Genomic DNA, 21,252 nt, shown 5'->3' on the forward strand with positions numbered 1-21,252 from the left:
ACCGGTGAATGGTCATCGGTGCTTTTTATGGAGCACAGCATGGCGATTTATCGTGACGATGCACTAGACAATATCTTTCTATCGGATTCAACCTGGCTACGCTTGAAATCGATGGCAGAAGATTACCTGGTACTTTCGGATTTAACAGAAACACGTATCAGGGTTGATTTTGGCGATTCTTTTCATCTTGCAGATGAGGTGAATCAAAATGGTGTGATCCATACCGCCTATGATGCTTTTCAGCTATCTGATAGCGTCACAAGTCAAAAGATTGCGCGTACCAACCTGCTTGAGCAATTTAAACTTACTGATTCAGCATACGCATTCTTATCTGAATACACAGACGATCAAATTAGTTTAGGCGATGCAACACTCGCTAAAATTAAAGCGAATAGCAAAGATTCAATTCAACTCAATGAAACCATTACAGCAAAGCGGTATGCAAAGCAGTCTAGCTATGATCAATTTAAATTAACCGATCAAGCCAATACCGTTGCATCCGTACAAGTCACCGATAGCATTCTTTTAGAGGATTTCTACCAGGATAAACTCTATGCAAAAAGCTACACCTTTGATGATCTAGTATTTAGTGATGAGGTTTTATCGAATGTTCAGCTAAATAACCATGCGATTGACAGCATTCGTTTTGGTGCTGTTGAACAATGCAAACTGATTGCACGTTCTGACAGCAATGATTACTTTTCTTTATACGATACGATTAAAGACAGTAAATCTTATGGCCAGGCATGGACCGCGAATACGGATACCTGGGCAATGAGCCGATACATGCCTTACACCTTCGATGGTTTAAGCGTGATCAATGGTCAGTTGTATGGTTGGAATGCTCAAGGGGTATATGCGCTTGGTCAACCGAGCAATGCAATTCAGGGATTGATTCAAACAGGTAAACTTGATTTTGGTGACAACCTGGTACACCCAACCGCAGCATTTTTAGAATATGAAATGACAGGTGATGATAAGCAGCTAAGTATCGCAGTAACCACAACACAAAGCGGTCAGCCTTCTACATATCGTTATCTATTGGCAAATGAAGTAGCCGATCATCTTACCAATGGTCGTGTGGTGTTTGGTCGTGGTTTACGTGGACGGCATTTTGCGTTTGCAATTTCAATTGCAGCACAATCCGCAAAAATTAACGCGCTATCCATGGAATTTACCAAAACCAACAGGAGAATATAATGAGTATTACCTCAAGAGTTGAGCCGGATGGGGTGATGGATGCAGCCATTACTACGGTAATGGATCAAATGGATAAGCTCGATAGTGTTTCTTCACGCTATCGCAATGAATTATCCCAATCGCTTGCCGGTATTAAAGAAGTTACAGTCGCACAGATTGACCCACCGACACGAATGCAGATACCCGAAACACCGGTACCAAATATCGATCTGTCGGATTCACCAAAATTTACATCGATCAAGCTCGACAAACCAACATTGCCTGAATTTCAAAGCATTGAGAACCTGCTTAGTGAATTGGATTTAGATGATCTGAATATGCCTGATGCACCGGTCATGCCGACGATAGAGCTACCAAGCGCACCAGGTATCGCTAATATTGAAGTACCTGTACGCCCGTTTATTGATACCGATGTTCAGATTCCGGATTCACCTGTTTTAAACCTGCCTGAAATGGATGAACTGAAACAGATTGAGATTCCGACTTTTGAATTTCCAGAACTGCCTAACTTTGATGGTATCCCCCCATCAATTAGCGATCTCACTGTACCCGATGTATTTATTGAGTGGGCGGAACCAGAGTATGAATCGGAATTATTAGAGGGCCTTTCAGACTACGTTAAAGAGGGGATGCAAGGTGGTACCGGATTACCTAAACCGATTGAAGAAGCATTGTTTAATCGGGCGCGTAGCCGTGAAAGCCGTGAAACGTCACGTGCTGTTCAAGAGGTCGTTAATGATTGGGCTACACGTAATTTTTCTATGCCACCTGGCATGTTGGTCAAGCAAGTGGCAAGTATTCGTGAACAAGGGCAGCTTAAAGCCAGTGAACTGAATCGGGATATTCTGATTGAAGCGTCAAAGATGGAGATCGAGCAGATCCGTTTCTTGGTGCAACAAGGCATGGCACTTGAGCAGCTGACTACGAATATCTTTAACAATGTTGCCAATCGCTTATTTGAAGTGGCCAAATTTAACGCTGAAAGCCAAATGAGCGTTTTTAATGCGCAGATTGCATTTTTTAATGCGCAGAATGAATCTTTTAAAGTTTTATCTGATGTTTACAGAATCAAGCTCGATGGCGCGATTGCAAAACTCACAGCATATAAAACCGCAGTTGATGCGCAAGCCGCTGTAGGACAGATCAATGAGCAATACGTTCAGGTCTACAAGGCCAAGATGGATGCGGTATTGTCCAACGTGGAAGTCTATAAGGCATTGGTACAAGGTGCATCCGTTCGTGCCGACGTGATTAAAAACCAGTTTGATGCGTATCGTTCCGATGTTCAAGCCTACAGTGAACAGATCAATGCGGAAAAGGTCAAGGTCGAAGCCTATGAAGCACAGATCAGAGGTGAAACAAGCAAGGCAGGTTTATTCGATGCCCAAGCACGTGCTTATGCGTCTACGATTCAAGGCGTACAAGCCAAGGCCAATGTTAAAGGTCAGCAGATCCAATTAAAAATGGAAGCGGCACGTGTATGGATTGGCAAGTATCAAGCCGATCTGGAAGCATACAAAGCAGAACTACAGGCAAATTTGTCAGAGGTTCAGCAAAATACAGCTGCATTCAGTGCAGAAGTTGATGCCTGGAGAGCATCAGCCGGTTTGGAAGTCAGCCAAGCAGAAATGCAGTCACGCTATGCTGACATGAATACTCGGACCAATATTGCTTATGCTGAAATGCAGCTCAAGGAGTATGAAGCCAAAATGCAGAAAGCGATTCAGGAAGCAAACATTGCACTTGAATCAGCCAAAGCGATGGGCCAATATACGGCACAGCTTGCTGCCGGTGCCATGAGTGCAGCACACGTATCAGCCAGTATCAGCGGTAGCGGATCTGCAAGTACTTCTTCATCAACCAGTAATAGTAAGAGTGAAAGCCACAACTATAACTATTGATTCATTCCTGTAAGGTTCGCCCTAAATTTTTATGTTTTCCATAATGGATAAAATTTGAAAATTTAGGGCGTTTTTATGTTTGGAATTCAGCAAAAGGGCAAGTCTAAGCAGCCCAACAGTTCCAAAGGTGGCATGATTGAAGGTAAAGGCACTGGCACATCTGACGATATTAAAAAGACCGTGCCTAGTGGTTCTTATATTATGCCTAAAGATTCAACCGATGCCATCGGGGAGGAAAACCTAGCTCGTCTAGGACGGCCCACAGACGTTAATCTCAGTAACGGTGAATTCCAACTCACGCCTGACCAGGTTCATCAGGTGGGTGTGCAAGCCCTGGAACAAATGAAAGATCAAACCCATACGCAGGTTAATCAGCCGACAGTTGGTTTTGGTATTGGTCGTGGTGGTCAGGAAAACAAGCCTGAATTGTTCTTTGCGAATGGTGGATTAGTATCGCCTTACCCATCTGCAGATGATATTCGTAAAGCTCGTCGCGGAACTAATGTACCTTCAGCCGGACATGCACAAGAGTTTCTTGGTCGTCAACCACAACAAGGTGGTGTACCACAAGCAAAGATTGGTCAGACGTTTGAGGGTCAGGCGCGTGTACCTAATCCGCCTCCATCGACCGCACATGCTCAGGACTTTGTTGGACGACAGGCTACGCCACAACAGCCAGGTGGATCAATGCAAACAACAGGTCGGACAATTGAAGGCCAGTCACGACCAGTATCTAATTTACCGGCAACCACATCAGCAACCGGTGGCGGTGGTGTGCGTCCTCCTGGGTTCCTGGAACGTGCCGGAAGTAAAGCCTTGGGTGCTGCAAAAGGCTTAGGTGTTTTGCATGGTATTGGTTCCATGATTGGCGGTGCTGTAGAAGGCTTTAATACCGATACCGGGGACTATGCGACACGTATGGGATTAGATCCGAATGCGAATCGAGGAGAATTGGCGAATTTTGGTATTCGTGCAACTGGTGTTATGTCTGATGTAGGCAATGCAGCATCTTTTGGTATGCTTGGCCAACGCTTCCCGGACAAACAACTCAACCAGGCAAAAGCAGACCTGGCAGCACAGCAAGCGCGTTTTGCTGCACATAATGCACAGAAAAATAAAGCACCGGCGGCAGCTGCTCCACCACAACAGGCAGCCGCAAAACCAAGTTTTGAGCAAGGCTTGAATGATGCTATGTATCCTGGTGCACAAGCAGCACCACAAGCAACCGGGAATGATCCTTATAAAATCAATCAGCAGGGCAACAGCTTTAGCTATGCCAACCCTCAAGCAGCAGCACAAGCACGTTCTCAAGGTGTGCCAGAGTTACAGTCGTCAGGCATTACCGGTCGGGCCAATGATCCAAAAGGTGTGGCTAATTTTATGGCCAATACACGTGAAATGGGTGCATCACAAGAACAAATTGATCGTGCTATTCAGCAGTCAATGAACGGTGGCCAGGGTTTTGGTATTCAGTACCCTGACCGGCCGCAGCGTAATGATGCCCAGGAAGCAGAACGTCGTAATGTACTGGCGCAAATCCAGGCACCGATTAAGGGCGCACGTGGCATGACTTCAAGTCAACGCTCACAGCTTGCAGAAATGCAGACTGGTGAGGATGGCCGTGCGGTGACGATGTATAACACCGATGCCAACAATGCCACCAGTCAGGCTAACAATACTGCAAATAATACTGCAAATATTGCACAAACCATGATGCGTGAACAAGGTTCTAACGAACGTGCCGTGTTGGGTGAGAATGGCCAGAATATGCGTTTTGGTGCCAACCTGGAAAATGACAAGAGTAAGTTTAATCGTGAAATGACCTTAACTGAATCTAAGGAAGGCTTTGGTATTCGTAATGCGGCACGTGTTGAAAAACTCAATGAAATGTACGATAAGGCTGAAACAGACGAGCAACGTCAATCTATCATGCAGCGTATCAACCGATTAACTGGTGCGAAGGACCAAAGCGGTAAAGATCGTTACATGACTGTTGGCGGTGGTCAGGAATGGGATCAGGAAGCTGGTGTCATGGTCAATCGTCCACAACAGATTTTTGATACTCAAACAAAGCAGTATGTTGAGCTTGGTAACTCACAACAAGGCCAAGGGAAAGCGGCACAGCAGTTTCAAAATTACCAGGTGGTTGAGGATGCCAATGGCAACCGGGCCTATGTAGTCAACGGAGAATATGTACCAATCCCTTAAATAAAAAGCCACCTTAATGGTGGCTTTTTATCAATTACATTGCATTTGCCCGCCAATATCTCGGCACATACGACCATTATTATAATAAGTGCCATTATTGCCATTATAACGGTTGCCTTGATTATCCCAACAGCCTGATCCGTCACAACTAGTCATATGGGTTGGGGGTAGTGCTTGTGTTGGAGGTGATGTGGGTGCTGAATAAGAGTTTCTTGAATTTGAATTGTCAGCAGGCACATCCACGCCATTCATAGCTGCTAATGTTCTTAGCTGACTACCTGTTAAGCCCTTTGCTCCTGCATATGGAGTACTGGCTTCCTTAATTATTTTTTGTCTTAAAGCTTCATCTTCTGCACTACGTTCAGGCTGACGAGGTGCCTTATATGCCGTTCTATTTTGATAGTGATTTACATAAGTGTCAGGTATAGAAGCATTAGATTTAAATTCTTTCCGTTGGGTTGAAGCCGCTGGTGTAGATCCGAGTGATCTTAAAGTTTCAATCTTCTGCTGTTTTGCACCTGCCGGTGGTGGCTTGCTCGAATAGGTGACATTCCCCTTACTGTCTACCCATTTGTAGTAATTCTTGGCCTGAACATACGGTAATGAAAACCCAAATATTAGGCTTGTTAAAATCACTTTTTTTAACATTATGTTATCCCTCATTTTTTATAGATTATTAAGTACCGAAATCATTATGAATGCAATAGTTTTGTAGGGTTCGACCAGTACAAAGCAGAAATAGCATGATTCAGACATACCATAGGAGTGTGTCATGCCTGATTCCAACGCTATTAATAATCCTTTCTTAGATGACCAGAATATCACCAAAATAAATGCGCAAGGTGGATCTAAATTTGATCCCAGTACTGCCAAGCCTGTGGCAAATACAACGTCAGCTTCAAAAGATAAAAATTCCAAGTTTGATCCAAGTACTGCTAAGGCAGTAGATAAAGGCTTTGGTGGCCATGTTCGTGATTTAGGTGCGTCACTGATGGGTGGTCTGGCAGCGGTACCAGATGTTGCAGTGGGTGTTGCCGATCTGTATACCGGTGGTCGTGCCGGTAAAGCTGTAGATAATCTTTCAGAAAATTTCAAACTGGGTGATGGACAAAAGTACTGGCAGGATCAAAAAACCGATCATGCGAAGGTTCAATCACAAGAGTTTGCTGATGCAGAAGGGATTGTTGATAAAACCAAAGTAGCTTTATCCAACCCATCCATGATTACAAATACAGTGGTTGAATCATTACCTTCTATGGCACTAGGCGGTTTGGCAGGTCGTGGACTAAATGTAGCGTCTAGAGGCCTGATTAATCCGGTTGCTGCGGGTGCTGCAGGCGAAGGTCTGGTCATGGCCGGTGCTCAAGCTGAACAGATCCGTCAGAAAACTGAGGATGGTCTATTGACTGGGAAACAAACTGCTGCAGCTGCAGGTACTGGTGTCGCTGGAAGTTTGCTTGGCTTTCTTGGTGGTACAGTTGCCAGAAAATTAGGTTTTGAGGATGTAGATACGCTGATGGCTCGGGGGGTAAAGCCTGAACAGGTAGCTGGTGAAATTTCACAAATTCCCTTCTCGAGTATTCCTAAAAGCGTAGTACTCGGTGCAATCAGTGAAGGTCTGCTTGAAGAAATGCCGCAGTCAGTGACTGAGCAGGTGCTACAAAATTATGCCTTAGACAAGGATCTCTTTGAAGGTGTAGATGATGCCATCGTTATGGGCACTCTGGCAGGTATGGCCATGGGTGGTACCGTAGCAGGGACCAGTCAAGCATCTAAATGGGCAGGTCAGCCAAATACTGGGAATCCAGAAGCCAGCGACGATACAGATACTAATGGCAGTACTCCAATGCTACCAGTGCCAACCGGTGGGAATGGTGGTGCACCTGGTCTTAGCTATAATGGCCTACAAGGTGAATATATTCCTGCTGGTCAACAAGGTGCCACAGAGCAAGCACAGACACGTCAGAATTTTGAATATGATCAGATGTCTACTGATGCCGATAACCTGATCAATTACGGTGGGCAATCACCGCAGTCTGCACCAAAACCATCGGAACAGATGGGCATTGATCCGAACTTGGGGCCATTGTCTGCTGCTGCAGCCACTGCAGTAGATAGTGGCATGTCTCAACAGATGCAAATTGAGATGCAGGCACAAGCAGCAGCTGAACCATCTTCTAATTCAACTGAAAAAACAACAGATAATAATGAACCACTACAACGGGCAGCAGATACGGTACGAGATCTCACACCGGAACAGATCCATGGCAAACAAAGTACTTATGGGTCAGAAGTCACAACAGCCATTGAGCAACTGAAGCAACGTCAACAAGGAGAACAGAATGCACCAGTCACCGATATTGGACGCACTCAGAATGAAGCGGTACAGCCAGGAAATGCACAGGCTGACAATGGAAGCCAACCACTTTCTGAACAACATGACACCGCTGCAGCGTCTGCAATGGGAACAAAAACAGGAGCAGCGCAGAAGGGGCTACAACCTGCGCAATCTGATGCAGGTCGGACGATCTCATCCAACCAAAGTATAAATGAAATCCAAACTAGCGAAGTAAAATCCAAACTACTTGGTGCACAATCCAAAGTAACTGAACTAGAAGCACAGCTTGCCACTGAAAAAAGCGTACCTAAAAAGGCTCAGATTCGTAAGCAGATTGCTAAATTACAGAATGAGCTTTCTATTCAGGCACAGAGTGATGTAAATATCGACAGCCCACAAAAGTCTACTGTTGAAAATCACCGTGAAAACTTTGCCAAGATGGATCGCTCTATCGCAAAAGTAAACGCTGTCCGTCAAAGAATGCGTGAAGAAAACCCTGAAATCTTCACAGAAGCAAATGATCGTGTACGTGAAACCCATGGTCTAACGAATGCGCGTGTCACTGCTATTGCTGACGAAATCGAAAGTTCAGGCAGTTATGAATTATCTGACCGTGAATATGACAAGGTTAAGAATAATCCAAATTATAAGATCGACTACAATCCGAAAACCTTTATCGGTAAAGTCACGGCTGTTAAGGATCAACATAGCGGTGAATGGGTAGGTAATAGCGAACAATCTAATGGACAAAGTACTGCACAAATTAATGCGGGTCAGGTTACCCAAAATGAGATTCAAACTAGCAATAATCAAACCAGAGTATCTGAACTTGAAGCGCAGCTAGCTACAGAAAAATCTGTACCTAAAAAAGCACAATTGCGTAAGCAAATTGCTAAGTTGCAGGAAGATAACCCTATTGATCAAGCTGCACATGCAGCTGCAACCAGTATTCAGAACGATTTACCAGAACCTACTCAGGCACAGATCGAGGCGGGTAATTATAAGAAAGGGCATATTAAAGTTCATGGTTTAGATATTGCTGTAGAAAATCCGCGTGGTTCAGAACGTCGTGGTACCGATCCTAATGGAAAGGAATGGGCGCATACCATGAGTGACCATTACGGATATTTCAAACGCAGTATCGGCGCAGACAACGAAAATATTGATACCTATGTAGGCCGTAACCCAGAATCAGATCAGATTTTTATTGTGGATCAGATTGACCAGAAAACAGGTGGCTTTGATGAACATAAGGTCATGATGGGATTTAACTCGCAGGAAGAAGCGATTCAGGCCTATTCATCTAACTTTGATGATGGCTGGAATGTCGGACCTGTACGTGCCATGAGCAAAGATGAGTTCAAGACCTGGCTAAAAGATGGGGATACCAAAAAACCTGCAGGTGATTTAAAAAATAATGATGATGGTCCCCTCACAAATAAAGGTACCAATACAGCAGCTCAAGGTAAAACTGAAAAGGTTTATACACCTGGTACCAACCGTGAAATTGAAGTACGTCACAAGGTGGTAGAAGCAGACAGTTTAATCACATCCAATGATGCCAATGGCGCAGTCAATCTAAACTTTCCTCAACACTTGCAACCACGTGACCGCAGCCGACCTACTTCAATTGCTCAAGTGCATGACATTGCCAGCAACCTTAATCCAAAATTGCTTGGTGAAAATCCAAGTACTGCCAGCGGTGCACCGATTGTATCTGCAGAAGGTGTGGTGGAATCAGGCAATGGACGCACCTTAGCCATCCGTAAAGCCTATGAAACTGGAAAAGGTGAAGCCTATAAACAATGGCTGTCTGAGCAAGGCTATGATGTATCGGATATGAAAAATCCTGTACTGGTGCGTGAGCGTACGACAGCCATGAGTGACCAGGAATTGCGTGACTATACCCGTGAATCCAATGAAAGCACCACTCTTACCATGAGTCCGACCGAACAGGCTATGGTAGATGCAAAAACAGTGGTGGATCTGCTTGATCAATACCGTGGTGGTGATATCAATAATGCGGCTAATCGTGACTTTGTGAACCGCTTTGTGACTGAGCTGGTACCCACCAGTGAACGTGGAAAAATGCTTAGTGCTGGTACCGGACTGACTCAGGATGGTCAGCGTCGTATCAATGCGGCATTGGTAGCAGCGGCCTACAATGACACCTTCATTGTCGATCAGGTATTTGAAAGCACTGAATCTGATATCAAGGCTATTGGTAATGCACTGACTGATGTTGCTGGGTTCTGGGCAAAAATGCGTGATATGGCTATCAATGGCCAGATTCCTAAAGATCTGGATGTTACTCCGAATCTGGTGGAAGCAGTACACCTTGTCCAAAAAGCACGTGTCACCAGCACAAAACTTGCCGATCTCGTAGCGCAGGATGATATATTTAGTGGTGCGGTAGATCCGGTAACGTTAGATTTCTTAAGCGTATTCTATCGTGGTGATAAATATACCCGGGCACGTGGCCGTGAACGTGTGGCAGATGCACTAAATCATTATGCACAACAGGCCATGCAGCAATCGAATGGTGAAAATCTGTTTGGTGATAAGCCTAAAAACAATACTCAATTAAGAGGTGAGACCCTTGACCGACTCGATCAACAAGAAACAGACAAGCAACAAGACATCTTCGCAAGCCCGCAACCTGATGACCGAAACACTGTCACGTCTGGCGGAACAGGACAACGAGCCACTAATGAAAGCTCGGATGCAGAAACGCAAACAACAGAAGTAAAATCCAACTCTCCGGAAAAACTGGAAAGTTCAAAACCTGCTGCTACAAAACCAAAAGAAGTCATCCAGGACTTTGGTGAAAAAATTGGTGGTGCCCGTAAAGATACTGCAGTAAAAACTGGTAAAAAACCTGCAGCAGAAAAACCTAAAGATGATCGTCCAACTTGGGCAAAGCGTTTTGATATTTCTGAAATTGCAGCATCATCCAATCCAGCTGAAGTCGGCAAGTGGACGATTTCAGATACCAAAAATAAGGACTGGATGGGTAATAACCGTCGTCTTACCAATCAGATGTTTAACAGCCAGGAAGAAGCTGAGAAGTTTTTACCTGTTGCAGCGGTCGCTATGAAGCATCGTGTCACCACCGATACGAAAGATGGGGAAAAAGGCTATATCATTGTCCGAACCGTATCAGACCGTAAACATGTACAGGTTGTTCAGCAGTTGTTTGATACCCGTGATGCAGCAAATGAATACCTGGTACGTCATGCCCAGGAAATTTTAGAGACTAATACCACATTTGGTGAACTGGATTTGCCGCGTCCCGAGAATACCCAACGTACAGGTGTGGCCCGCCGTGAAGGGGATGCAAAAGATTCTGACTTTAGCCGTGTATTTGGATTCCGGGGTGTGGAGTTCGGTAACTGGAATAACCAGGTAGAACGTCAGGAATTATTGAATGATGCATTTGATGGCCTGATGGATCTTGCTGAAGTCTTGAACATCCCACCGGAAGCTTTAAGCCTGAATGGAGAACTTGCACTGGCGTTTGGCGCACGTGGCCAAGGCTTAAGTAGTGCTAAAGCACACTATGAATCTAGTCGTGTCGTGATTAACCTAACTAAAATGAATGGTGCTGGATCGCTTGCCCATGAATGGTGGCATGCATTCGATCACTATCTATCACGTCAGGATGGTTCAGCAAGTTCTGCATGGATCCAGCATGAGGATGGATCACGTAGCTTGAATGTGAAAGCGAATCCAGCAGATCGTTTTGCAAGTCATGGTTTTAAGGTGGTGAAGTCTGGTGTACGTGAAGATGTACGCAATGACTTTGAAAAGCTCATGGTAACAATGTTTAGAAAGTCACAGGCTTATATTGAAGATACACAGGCAGCAGACGAGTTTGTGGCACGTTCACGTGATGAAATTCAGGATAAGCTAAATTCTATCCGTGAGAATTTAACCAAGCAGCTCGATCCGCAGTACTACAAACGTTTTAATAAACCTGCCTCTGCAGACCAGTTGGTAGAGTTCGACACTGCAGCAGAGCTAATTATCACAGGTCAGTTACTCGAAACAGAGGCACGCAATAATCCGAAAAGCCGTAGTACCTTTGGTGGGTACCGCCATACTAATGATGCACTGGACAAGATCAATGAGATTTTTAAAGCTGTCCGTGGTCGATCAGGATTTAATGCTGACTTTAAGGGAGTACTAGACTATCTTCGCGGCAGCATGAGTCGCTATCTCGGTCGTTTAAAGATGCTGGCTGAAGCACAGCAAAGCACGACCAAGTACAAGTCTGTACCGACTGAATTTGCCATGAATGCCAAAGAACTGGATCAAGGTCGTGGTAGTGATTATTGGACCACGCCACACGAAATGTCAGCACGTGCATTCCAGGGCTATGTTGAAGACAAGATCGCTGCAAAAAATGCGCGTAGTCCTTTCCTGAATTATGGTCCTGAAAATGTAGGTATCCTTACACCTTATGGCGTGAAGCGACCTTTTCCATCTGGTGAAGAACGTGTCGCAATTAATCAGGCCTTTGATGATCTGATCGGTGGACTGCAAACCGAGAAGACTGAAACAGGTCAACGGCTTTATAGTCGTGTAGATGGTCAGAAGGACCATGGCAGTACACCAGAACAAGTGCGTGAAGCCTTGGTTAAGCGTTTTGGTGAAAAGACAATCTCTAGTCTGGAAAAACGTGGACTGCTCGATATTGTCAGTACTGTGAATGAACCAGGTGTAGAAGGCTTTTATCAGAATGGCCGTGTCACCTTGGTTGCAAATAATCTGAATGAAGCCAGTATTATCCCAACCTTTCTGCATGAACTTGGTGGCCACGGTGGATTCCAGAACACCATGGATCCGGAACAGTATGCTGACCTTATGGGTATCTTCAACGATATGGTCAAGCGTAAACATCCGCTTGCACTTGAAGCAAAACACCTGGCAGAGCGTGAAACTGATACCAAAACACAGCAGCTGGAATACCTGCCTTATCTTTTAACCCTGGCTTCGACTCAGCAAGAGATGAATGCCCTGCAAAAAAGTGCAATCAAGCGCTTTATTGATAAGGTCGTGAGTGCAGTGAAGGCATGGGCTTTTGATCGTTTGGGTATGAATATCAATTTAACGCCTAACGATATGGTTGCCCTGGCTGAACGCATGATTGCATCTAACCAGGATTTCAGAACACAGAAAGCCAAAGGTAAGGCATTAAATCGTACCAGTGACAAGCGTTTGAATCTGGATTTCAGCCTTGCAAGTGTCTGGACTGCACTATCGCAAGACAATGATGCTTTCCAATTGCCAATCTCTGCAAAGTCTGACTTTGCAGAGATTGCAGCTGAACTTAACAGTGAGCTAGTGGTTGAAGAAATCCCGACACATAACAGTAATGGCCGTTATGACAAATTGTTCCAGGTGTATATGCCGAACAAAAAAATGGTTGTGGTAGCGCAAAATGGAAATGATGTTTGGGTTAATGCTTCACAACTGAGTGAAGGTAGTCGTGGTAAAGAGGTTTATAACCTAGTAGCGAACTATGCGCATAACAATGACCTGGTATTTATCGGTGATCCGGTGGGCCTGTCTGATCGTGCCATGACACGTCGCCTGGAAAATATGCTGTCCAGTGCTTTAAAATTTGGTACTACAAAGCACTTGGCACCACACGCAAACCAAGTGAAAGGTAATCCGGTAGTAAAACCTTTAGACTGGATCGAGGGTGATCATGTACACAACATCGAACAGATGATGTTTGCAAGTTATGAAGCTGTGGCAGAAGTTTATCCTGAAATCAAGAGCGTCAAATACAATGCTGAAAAAGATATTTTTGAAGGCATTGCAACCGGACGGATCAAGGAAAGTACACACACGTCTACCCAGGAATTTACCCGGGATGACTTTGAACGCCTGGCAAGCAATGCGCGTCAGCATCCGATCAAGCTGTCCAGTATCTATACACCTACAGCCGGTTCAACCACACTTGAACGCGCTGTTTTAACACAGACCTTTATGAATGGTACCGCACAGGACCGACTTGATATTAAAGAACGTCTTGAGCAGACCGGCAGTAACCGTCTAACCGTGGACAATGCTGTATTGTTCAGTCGCCAAGCCAATGCTCAGCAGATTATTCAGAATCTGGTTGGCAATATGAATAAGCAGGGCCGTGACAAACTTAAAACCGAGGCAGGTTATAAAGCCACACATGCTTTGCAGTATGTTCTTGGCGCACTGGGTCGTCGTCAGTTGACAGAGTTATATCAAAAATTATTACCACAGCTGAAGCCATATAACGATATGGTGGCGATGATGGATGCTGATCAAAACGAAGTGGCTGCACTCTCCGATGATCTGGCACGCCGTTGGGCAGATTTGAAAGATGAAAAAGAGTTGGCCAATGTCATGCACGATGCAACCTTGACCAAGATCGATCCGGCCAAACCATATCAGCCAGGTGACAATGTTGCAGAATACACCAAGCTGAAAAAACAGTTTGATGCACTGTCTGATGATGCGAAAAAGGTATATAGAAAAGCACGTGATGCTTATAAAAAACATCACAGGGATGTGCGTCAGGCGATTCAGGAACGTATTTTACGCTCAAGTATGAGTAATCAGAAAAAGACTGAATTACTGCAGCAGATGGATGCTAATTTCTTTGGCTATACGCAGGGCGTGTACTTCCCATTACAGCGTTTTGGTAAATATGTAGTACTTGTTCGTGACACAAAAGATCAGGTGATTAGTGTCAGTCGTGCTGAAACCTTATCTGAAGCACATAAACTGCGTGAGATCCTGCAGGGTGATTATCCGAATGCCAAAGTACATAAGCCAATGCTGGATAAGGAATATGATGCTGCACGTGATGGTGTAGGGCGTGGCTTTATGACCAACCTGTTCAATGAATTAGGCAGCTTTGGTTTGAATGCACAACGTCAGGCAGAGCTTGAGGACATTTTAGGGCAATTGTATTTGAAATCATTGCCAGACCTAAGTTATGCCAAACACAGTGTACACCGTAAAGGTACTGCAGGTTTTAGCCAGGATGCTCGCCGTGCCTTTGCACAGAATATGTTTCACGGTGGTAGCTATCTGGCCAAGCTGCGCTATAAAGATCAACTTGAAGAAATGCTGGATGGGATGCAGAAGCATGCCACAGAACAGGCCAAAATTGATGATGACTATGATCAGCCGGTAGCTCAACAAGTTATCGATGAGATGAATAAACGTCATAAAAACATGATGGAGGCGAATTCACATCCATTATCTACAGCTTTAACCAGTTTGGGCTTTTTATATTACTTGGGCTTATCACCGGCATCAGCAGCAGTAAACACCTTGCAAACAGTATTGGTGGCCTATCCTCAGATGGGTGCTAAGTGGGGATATGATAAGGCTGGCGCAGCTTTGGCTCAGGCATCAAATGATTTCCGCAAAGGCGTATCGATTAATGGGATCAACCCAAAGAACTGGGAAAATGATATTGGCAAGATTCTGAAAGGCGATGAGCTCAAGGCCTATGAAGAAGCTGTGCGTCGTGGTGTGATCGATGTGACCATGGCACATGACTTAGCTGGTATTGCCCAAGGTGAAGACAGTGGGGTGATGTGGAAACTACGTCCGATTATGCGAGTCGCAAGTACTTTGTTCCACAATGCCGAACGTTTTAACCGTGAAGTGACATTTATTGCAGCTTACCGGTTGGCGCGTGAAAGCGGTTCAATGCACGATCAGGCTTTTGAACAAGCAATGGATTCTACCTATAAGGGCCACTTCGATTATTCTTCAGGTAACCGGCCACGGATCATGCAAGGTAATATTGCCAAAGTAATTTTTCTGTTTAAACAGTTTGGCCAGAACATGATTTACACCTTAGCGCGTACAGCTCACCAGTCGCTTAAAGGTGAAACCCCAGAAGCACGCCGTGAAGCTCAACGTGCCTTAGCCGGTATTATCGGAATGCACACCATATTTGCTGGTGTAATGGGTTTGCCTTTGGTTGGTCCAATTTTGGCAGTGGCTTCAATGCTTGGAAGCGATGACGATGAGCCATGGGATGCAGAGGCTGCACTGCGTAATGCACTAGCCGATGCACTGGGTACAAAAACTTCAGAAGTTCTCATGAAGGGTGCTTCACGGTTTGGGCCAGCGGATTTGTCTGGTCGTGTTGGAATCAATAATTTGTTATTACCTGATGTGCAGGATGGGCTAGAAGGTAAAGACTTTAGTGATGCTATGGTGATGAGTGGATTAGGCCCAGTGGTAGGGATTCTAACCAATACCTTTAAAGGCTTGGCTGAAATAGGGCAAGGACACGGTATGCGAGGGGTGGAAACCATGTCACCGGTATTCTTACGCTCTCCGTTGAGATCTATTCGTTATGCGACCGAAGGTGCCCAGGATAAAACCGGTGTCATGATTAAAGATGAAGTCGGCATGTTAAGCCTTGCATCACAGGCTATTGGTTTTAGCCCAAGTGAGGTGCGCTTGGCCACCGAAGGACGTAGCGCGATTTACTCTCATACCAAGCGCCTGGATAAGCGTCGCACTGAACTGATGACCGATTATGTCCGTGCCATTCAGCGTGATGATGCAGATGGCCAAAAGGAAATCTGGACAGAGATTCAGGCATTCAACCAGAAAAACCCATCACGCCGGATTAGTAGAGTCCAGGCGATGCAAAGTTTACGTCAGCGTGAAAAACGTGTGAAGCAAGCAGAGCATGGTATTTATCTGCCGAACAAGAAACGTGAGGATGCAGATATAGGGCGTTTTGCGTTTGAAAATTAAATAATGTGCACTCCAAAATTTTGAATACTTGAATCTGGAAAATAAGAAATAAATATTTTTCTTGTTTAAATAAAGAGGTCAGATGCATAACCTACTATCTATGAAAATAAGATAGTAGGTTTTTTAATAATAAGTAGTAGGGTATGTTAATGAATTTATTGATCTAACTCTAATTGTTTAAAATCTGAAATAAGATTAATAACGAATAAAATAAAACTAATCGTTTTTAGAGCATTGGTTCTTGTGCCATAGTTGAGATATTCTTTATTACCATGCATTATTCCATGCCTATTTAAAGAATTATTTTCTAAAGTGTTAGTAGTATCGGTATGTTTTATAAGACTTATATTTTTATATTCTTCAATTCCAATAAAAATTGAGCTATAAAATAATTTCATTAAATTATTATTTATTGAGGTATTGTTTCCAATTTTTTTAGAAATATAAAACAAGAACTTTTTTTTCTCTAGAATTGCTTCATCTTTTTCCTTACCAGCAAAAACACCATGCGTTCCAAAATCTTTAGCTATTCCATCGGCTTGAGCTAAAAATAATGGAATACAAGCGATATATCTTTCTTGTTCAAATAAAAGAAATGCTTCTTTTAAAATATGGGCTCTATCCGGATACTGCTCATAACAATATTCTTTTTTTATTTGATCATAATAACGACCTGCTATAAGACGCTCCATATATCCATCAATCCTTTCTTGAGGATCTTTTTCTACCCTCGCAATTAATTTTATAGGATACCAACCATTTTTAAAAAGTTCTTCCGATAGTTTATTTGGCTGTTGTTGAAGCTGGAGAAACTTACCAAAGACTTCAAGAGATGAATTATTTTCCACTATGTTACTCCTGCTATTAATGAAGGATAATAAATAGATTAAACAATATATTAAGCAAATTAATCCCGTGTAGGGTTCGCGTAACTGACACTAAAAAATGAATGATGAATGCATTAATTCAGCATTTGTATTGAGAGCGTTATGCAAGAGAACACCATCCCCTGGATCATTAAGATCGTACCTGCAGTCGTTGGTGCAATCTTGGCATTGGTCCTGAGTGGTGACATTGATAAAGACGGAAAGATAGAAGTCTCACTGAATGTCATCGTCAAATTCATGGCCAGTGTAACTGTCAGCTTATATGGCGGTTCAGCGTTCATCGAATACTTCGACTTACTCCATGTATCCACGATGTACCAAGGCGCAATCATGCTGTTCTTCGCAGTATTTGGCTTGCTGGGGATCGGTATTGTTTACCAGTCTGTTGCATTACTGCAGGGGAAACCTATAAGTGAAGTTATGCATGAGATTAAATCTGCATTTCTTGCAATTTGGGGGAATGGGAAGAAATGACAAAGCAAGCACCTGAATTAGCCTGGATGATAGAAGCCTATAAACATAATGGCCTAAAAGAAGACACAAGCAAAACCCGTCATAACCCGACCATCATTAACTGGTTAAAAGAGCTCAAAGCTTGGTGGTCAGAAGATGAAACACCGTGGTGTGGCGTATTTACTGCGATTTGTTTAAAGCGTGCCGGTGTACCTTATCCATCAGCATGGTATCGAGCTTTAGCCTATCGTGATGAAAAACGAAAATTAGCCAAACCAGCCTATGGTTGTATCGCTACAAAAACACGTTCAGGCGGTGGTCATGTGTTCTTTGTTGTCGGTATTACACCGGCAGGTAAGATCGTTGGCTATGGTGGCAATCAGGACAATATGGTCTGTTATGCGACTTTTGATCCAAAGGATCTTGAGTATTACTGGTATGGGAAAACTAATCGTCCAGCTGCTATTCGCTATCAACTGCCAATTATCAAAAACGTATCTGCAACGAAAGTGACGGAGGCCTAGACGATGCTGGATCTCTTTCTAGCCCAATTCTACAAAGCTGTGATTGTGGTGCTGCTGGCCTTACTTGCACTAGCAGTTGCCTTTGGTGCATGGAAACACTTGGCACTTGAGCACAGTGAAGCAGAGCGCGAAGCTGATATTGCAGAAGCAATTAAACCTTATGAAGATGCGATTGATCAGGCTCAAAAAGAAAAAGTCACCATCATGCAAACATGGTCAGCAAAAATAATAGAGGTCGAACAGAATGCGATTAAAAAAATACAAGATGCGAATGCTGCTGCTCGTAGTGCTGATCTGGCTGCTAGTGGGCTGTCAAAGCAACTCAGCGAAGCCAACAAACGTTTGTCCACAGCTTCCAAAGAAACCATCATTGAGTACACCGTTACCAACTCAAAGTTACTCGAAGCTTGCACAGCAGAATATAGAAGCATGGCAGAAAAAGCAGATGGCCACGCAATTGATGTTGAGCGATTAAGTGAAGCATGGCCGGAAGAAAAAACCCTCAATTGAGGGTTTTATTTCCATTAATAATTTAAAAATTATTTAACGATTACAATTAAAATTAGAACGACAATTACCACAATAAGTATATTATTAATATTTGTGGATTTAGTTGGCATTCTTGTGGCAACTATCCTATTCTGTAATTCATTGTTTTTAGTTTCAAGCTCTAATACATTAGCTTCTAAGTTTTTAAAATTTTGTCTTAAATTTGAAATTTCCCACATATCACGTTTATTTTGCATCAATTGCTCTTTAAGGTGATTTCCTGCATCAGTAGGGGTTGTTGCAGAATAATCTACTACAGCATTGACTAAGTTATTATCCGCACTGTGTCCAATACCTGCAATACGATAAGACTTAAGATCAGCAATTTTTTGCAAGACCTTGTCTTCATCGAAAATCATTAAATCATTACTGTCACCACCGCCACGTATAATGGCTATTACATTTCCTTTTGCCATCTCAATAGTCGCCAATAATTCATCAATATTATTGAATCGTGTCTTAAGTTCTTCAATTTCAATCTCGTGCTTAAAATCGCCTAATGCTCCTAGAAAATCCTGATGTACTTGTGCCGCACTAGAAGATGAATAAATTAAACTTAAAGTTATTCTATTATTATCTCTAGGAAAGCGATTAGGTTTTAAATTTAGGCTTTTTAATATTGTAGTGGCATGATTGATATCAGAAGGTACTTCTTCTTTGCTCAGCGTACGGACTGAAATAATATTGGCAGACATTTCTAATGATTCATTTTTATAATCTTTTGTGGGTTGGCAGAAACAGATAACTTCAACAAAATCATTATCTTTTATGTTTTCAATAATATGAAAATCAGATTGAGCACGAATTTCAACTTTTCCATCCGTTAAAATAATATTGTAGATCTTATTCTTGTAATTTTTCTTTTTTGCGTATTCTAAATTTTTTATTTGAGTTTTAATTTTAACCATCTGAAATGACTGTAAGTTACTAATAGCATCCAAATATTCAATTTGTTGTCTACAAAGGTGCTGGAATTCTGCTAACGATAGATCTACATCGGTTGTCATTACTAAGCCTTGTTACGAAAGTATTTATATTTGATGGGAAAGTTGTCGTGAGTATTTTTGACTCATCGGCAATTAAATAAAAGACCAATCTAAAGAGTTAGTCTTAATATATAAATACATATTTATTGAGGGTTTGTAAAAAAAATTTAATCAGGTCTTCCCCATATCATTATAGTATGAAAACCTTTGTCTGTAGGATTTAGCTCTTTAGCCGCCCTGTTAATTGCCTCACTTTTATTGGTGGCTTTAAATATTCCTTCGCACTCTAAATCTAGCGTTTCATTATCTAAATAAAAAGAAACTTTATACTCTTCCATATCTATATTCTCCTTGTGATTAATTTACTGTTCCCAGCACTGGAATCATTCTAGGCCCAGCCATTCTTGCTTTACTCACAATTTCGACCAACTCATCGTAAGTCAGATTGAATGAATCTTCGCTGTCAAAAATATAAACAACATTTTTATCTTTTAGTTCATCTGGCGTTTCAGGAATAAAACGAGCGGGGATTAATTGCTGTGTTAATTTTTCATCAGTCAATACTGGGATATTTTTAATATTACCGTCGAATTTTTGCATGAGTTAAAAGTCTCTATGGAATTGAACTAACTTAATGGAATGTGAATTTGATCTTATGAAATTTAAAACTAAATCTCGCTACCTAATTTTTTCAACAAAGTATTTCATAAGAGTATGCCTCAAATTGATCAGATGTATAAAGCTCAATTTAGCGTTGAATAAATTGTCATAATTGCTAAAATGTATTTCGTTTTTTATTACTGTTTTGCACTTATTTTGCATTAGTTTTGCAAGGCAAAAAATAAGGCTATATAAAACAGTAATTTATCTAGGAAAAAATTTAATGCTCTATATTTATTTAACAGATGTTCAGAAAAAGGTGCAATTTAAGGATTATCCGGGTGAGCATCCTGTTAAATTTATTTTGAATTTTAAAAAAATTTTTCCGAGTGTGATGGAACTGCTTCTTCCAGTGCTTCCTAACGATGAAAATTTGGATGAAATGACCTGGGAATCGACCACAAAAGATTTTGAGTTGTTCAAATTACTGTTAAGTGGCTGGGGCGTAATTGAATTACGTTTAAATGCAATTAGCCAATTTAAAAATAAGAACTATGCCGATCAATTGGTTAAAACTGCGCAACAAAAACGTAAAGAGTTTGCTAAAACCAATAAGATGCTGAAAACAGTTGAATTGGATTATTTATTTATGCATGAAATTCATGCATTGATTGATGCTGAACTGGTTGAAATTGGTGAAAAATTCTATTTGCCAACCTTACGTGATATCTGGAAGCATAAGGTATCGCAAAGTGTCTTGAATGCTAAATTCTAAAACACCCTAAAATGTAATAAGAATCCTCCAAATATTGGGGGATTTTTTATGGT

At 42.6% G+C, this 21,252-nt stretch carries 12 protein-coding genes and 1 pseudogene; 8 read left to right on the top strand and 5 right to left on the bottom strand.

Annotation, left to right across the window (positions count from 1 at the left end; all coding sequences use genetic code 11):
* Positions 1-39 precede the first annotated feature (39 nt).
* The 3 genes from HLH16_RS01165 to HLH16_RS01175 all read left to right on the top strand — a co-directional run bounded on the left by HLH16_RS01165 (position 40) and on the right by HLH16_RS01175 (position 5,309).
* Positions 40-1,200, top strand: coding sequence for a hypothetical protein (locus HLH16_RS01165; protein WP_171527908.1), 1,161 nt, complete (start codon positions 40-42; stop codon positions 1,198-1,200).
* Positions 1,200-3,101 (top strand): hypothetical protein, encoded by a 1,902-nt coding sequence (locus tag HLH16_RS01170; protein WP_171527909.1) that lies wholly within the window; start codon positions 1,200-1,202, stop codon positions 3,099-3,101. The genes HLH16_RS01165 and HLH16_RS01170 overlap by 1 nt, the downstream gene beginning before the upstream one ends.
* A gap of 75 nt (positions 3,102-3,176) precedes the next feature.
* Positions 3,177-5,309 (top strand): hypothetical protein, encoded by a 2,133-nt coding sequence (locus HLH16_RS01175; RefSeq protein WP_171527910.1) that lies wholly within the window; start codon positions 3,177-3,179, stop codon positions 5,307-5,309.
* A gap of 30 nt (positions 5,310-5,339) precedes the next feature.
* On the opposite strand, the gene HLH16_RS01180 is transcribed toward HLH16_RS01175, so the two are convergent.
* Positions 5,340-5,957, bottom strand: coding sequence for a DUF4124 domain-containing protein (locus tag HLH16_RS01180; RefSeq protein WP_171527911.1), 618 nt, complete (start codon positions 5,955-5,957; stop codon positions 5,340-5,342).
* A 124-nt stretch (positions 5,958-6,081) separates the two neighbouring features.
* On the opposite strand from HLH16_RS01180, the gene HLH16_RS15680 reads away from it, so the two are divergent.
* Positions 6,082-16,425 carry a PLxRFG domain-containing protein gene (locus tag HLH16_RS15680; protein WP_250850207.1) on the top strand — a complete coding sequence of 3,448 codons (10,344 nt, stop codon included), beginning with the start codon at positions 6,082-6,084 and terminating at the stop codon, positions 16,423-16,425.
* Between the two features lie 155 nt (positions 16,426-16,580).
* On the opposite strand, the gene HLH16_RS01200 is transcribed toward HLH16_RS15680, so the two are convergent.
* Entirely contained in the window at positions 16,581-17,273 is a 693-nt protein-coding gene (locus tag HLH16_RS01200; RefSeq protein ID WP_171527912.1) for a hypothetical protein, read from the bottom strand.
* A gap of 141 nt (positions 17,274-17,414) precedes the next feature.
* On the opposite strand from HLH16_RS01200, the gene HLH16_RS01205 reads away from it, so the two are divergent.
* The 3 genes and pseudogenes from HLH16_RS01205 (at position 17,415) to HLH16_RS01215 (ending at position 18,799) form a co-directional block, all read left to right on the top strand.
* On the top strand, positions 17,415-17,786 hold the full coding sequence (locus HLH16_RS01205; protein ID WP_171527913.1) for a hypothetical protein: 372 nt from the start codon (positions 17,415-17,417) through the stop codon (positions 17,784-17,786).
* Between the two features lie 14 nt (positions 17,787-17,800).
* Positions 17,801-18,289: pseudogene (locus HLH16_RS01210) on the top strand (TIGR02594 family protein); the annotation flags it as partial.
* 3 nt (positions 18,290-18,292) lie between these two features.
* Positions 18,293-18,799, top strand: a complete 507-nt coding sequence (locus HLH16_RS01215; protein ID WP_171527915.1) for a hypothetical protein — start codon at positions 18,293-18,295, stop codon at positions 18,797-18,799.
* A gap of 29 nt (positions 18,800-18,828) precedes the next feature.
* Here HLH16_RS01215 and HLH16_RS01220 read toward each other — a convergent pair whose 3' ends face one another.
* The 3 genes from HLH16_RS01220 to HLH16_RS01230 all read right to left on the bottom strand — a co-directional run bounded on the left by HLH16_RS01220 (position 18,829) and on the right by HLH16_RS01230 (position 20,424).
* Entirely contained in the window at positions 18,829-19,845 is a 1,017-nt protein-coding gene (locus HLH16_RS01220) for an exodeoxyribonuclease VII large subunit (protein WP_171527916.1), read from the bottom strand.
* 146 nt (positions 19,846-19,991) lie between these two features.
* Positions 19,992-20,162, bottom strand: coding sequence for a hypothetical protein (locus HLH16_RS01225; RefSeq protein ID WP_171527917.1), 171 nt, complete (start codon positions 20,160-20,162; stop codon positions 19,992-19,994).
* A gap of 19 nt (positions 20,163-20,181) precedes the next feature.
* A complete protein-coding gene (locus HLH16_RS01230) occupies positions 20,182-20,424 on the bottom strand; it encodes a hypothetical protein (RefSeq protein WP_171527918.1) in 243 nt (80 codons plus the stop codon).
* 283 nt (positions 20,425-20,707) lie between these two features.
* Between HLH16_RS01230 and HLH16_RS01235 the strand changes: the two genes are divergently transcribed.
* Positions 20,708-21,199 (top strand): hypothetical protein, encoded by a 492-nt coding sequence (locus tag HLH16_RS01235; protein WP_171527919.1) that lies wholly within the window; start codon positions 20,708-20,710, stop codon positions 21,197-21,199.
* The last annotated feature ends 53 nt before the right edge of the window (positions 21,200-21,252 follow it).

Origin of the sequence: Acinetobacter sp. ANC 5378 (genome assembly GCF_013004315.1) — a bacterium.
In the GTDB taxonomy this organism is placed as follows: Bacteria; Pseudomonadota; Gammaproteobacteria; order Pseudomonadales; family Moraxellaceae; genus Acinetobacter.

What these genes read in the sequence shown, in the direction of transcription:
- HLH16_RS01165 (WP_171527908.1), top strand. Translation starts at nt 40, where the DNA reads ATGGCGATTTATCGTGACGATGCACTAGACAATATCTTTCTATCGGAT.
- HLH16_RS01170 (WP_171527909.1), top strand. Translation starts at nt 1,200, where the DNA reads ATGAGTATTACCTCAAGAGTTGAGCCGGATGGGGTGATGGATGCAGCC.
- HLH16_RS01175 (WP_171527910.1), top strand. Translation starts at nt 3,177, where the DNA reads ATGTTTGGAATTCAGCAAAAGGGCAAGTCTAAGCAGCCCAACAGTTCC.
- HLH16_RS01180 (WP_171527911.1), bottom strand. Translation starts at nt 5,957, where the DNA reads ATGTTAAAAAAAGTGATTTTAACAAGCCTAATATTTGGGTTTTCATTA.
- HLH16_RS15680 (WP_250850207.1), top strand. Translation starts at nt 6,082, where the DNA reads ATGCCTGATTCCAACGCTATTAATAATCCTTTCTTAGATGACCAGAAT.
- HLH16_RS01205 (WP_171527913.1), top strand. Translation starts at nt 17,415, where the DNA reads ATGCAAGAGAACACCATCCCCTGGATCATTAAGATCGTACCTGCAGTC.
- HLH16_RS01215 (WP_171527915.1), top strand. Translation starts at nt 18,293, where the DNA reads ATGCTGGATCTCTTTCTAGCCCAATTCTACAAAGCTGTGATTGTGGTG.
- HLH16_RS01220 (WP_171527916.1), bottom strand. Translation starts at nt 19,845, where the DNA reads ATGACAACCGATGTAGATCTATCGTTAGCAGAATTCCAGCACCTTTGT.
- HLH16_RS01225 (WP_171527917.1), bottom strand. Translation starts at nt 20,162, where the DNA reads ATGGAAGAGTATAAAGTTTCTTTTTATTTAGATAATGAAACGCTAGAT.
- HLH16_RS01230 (WP_171527918.1), bottom strand. Translation starts at nt 20,424, where the DNA reads ATGCAAAAATTCGACGGTAATATTAAAAATATCCCAGTATTGACTGAT.
- HLH16_RS01235 (WP_171527919.1), top strand. Translation starts at nt 20,708, where the DNA reads ATGCTCTATATTTATTTAACAGATGTTCAGAAAAAGGTGCAATTTAAG.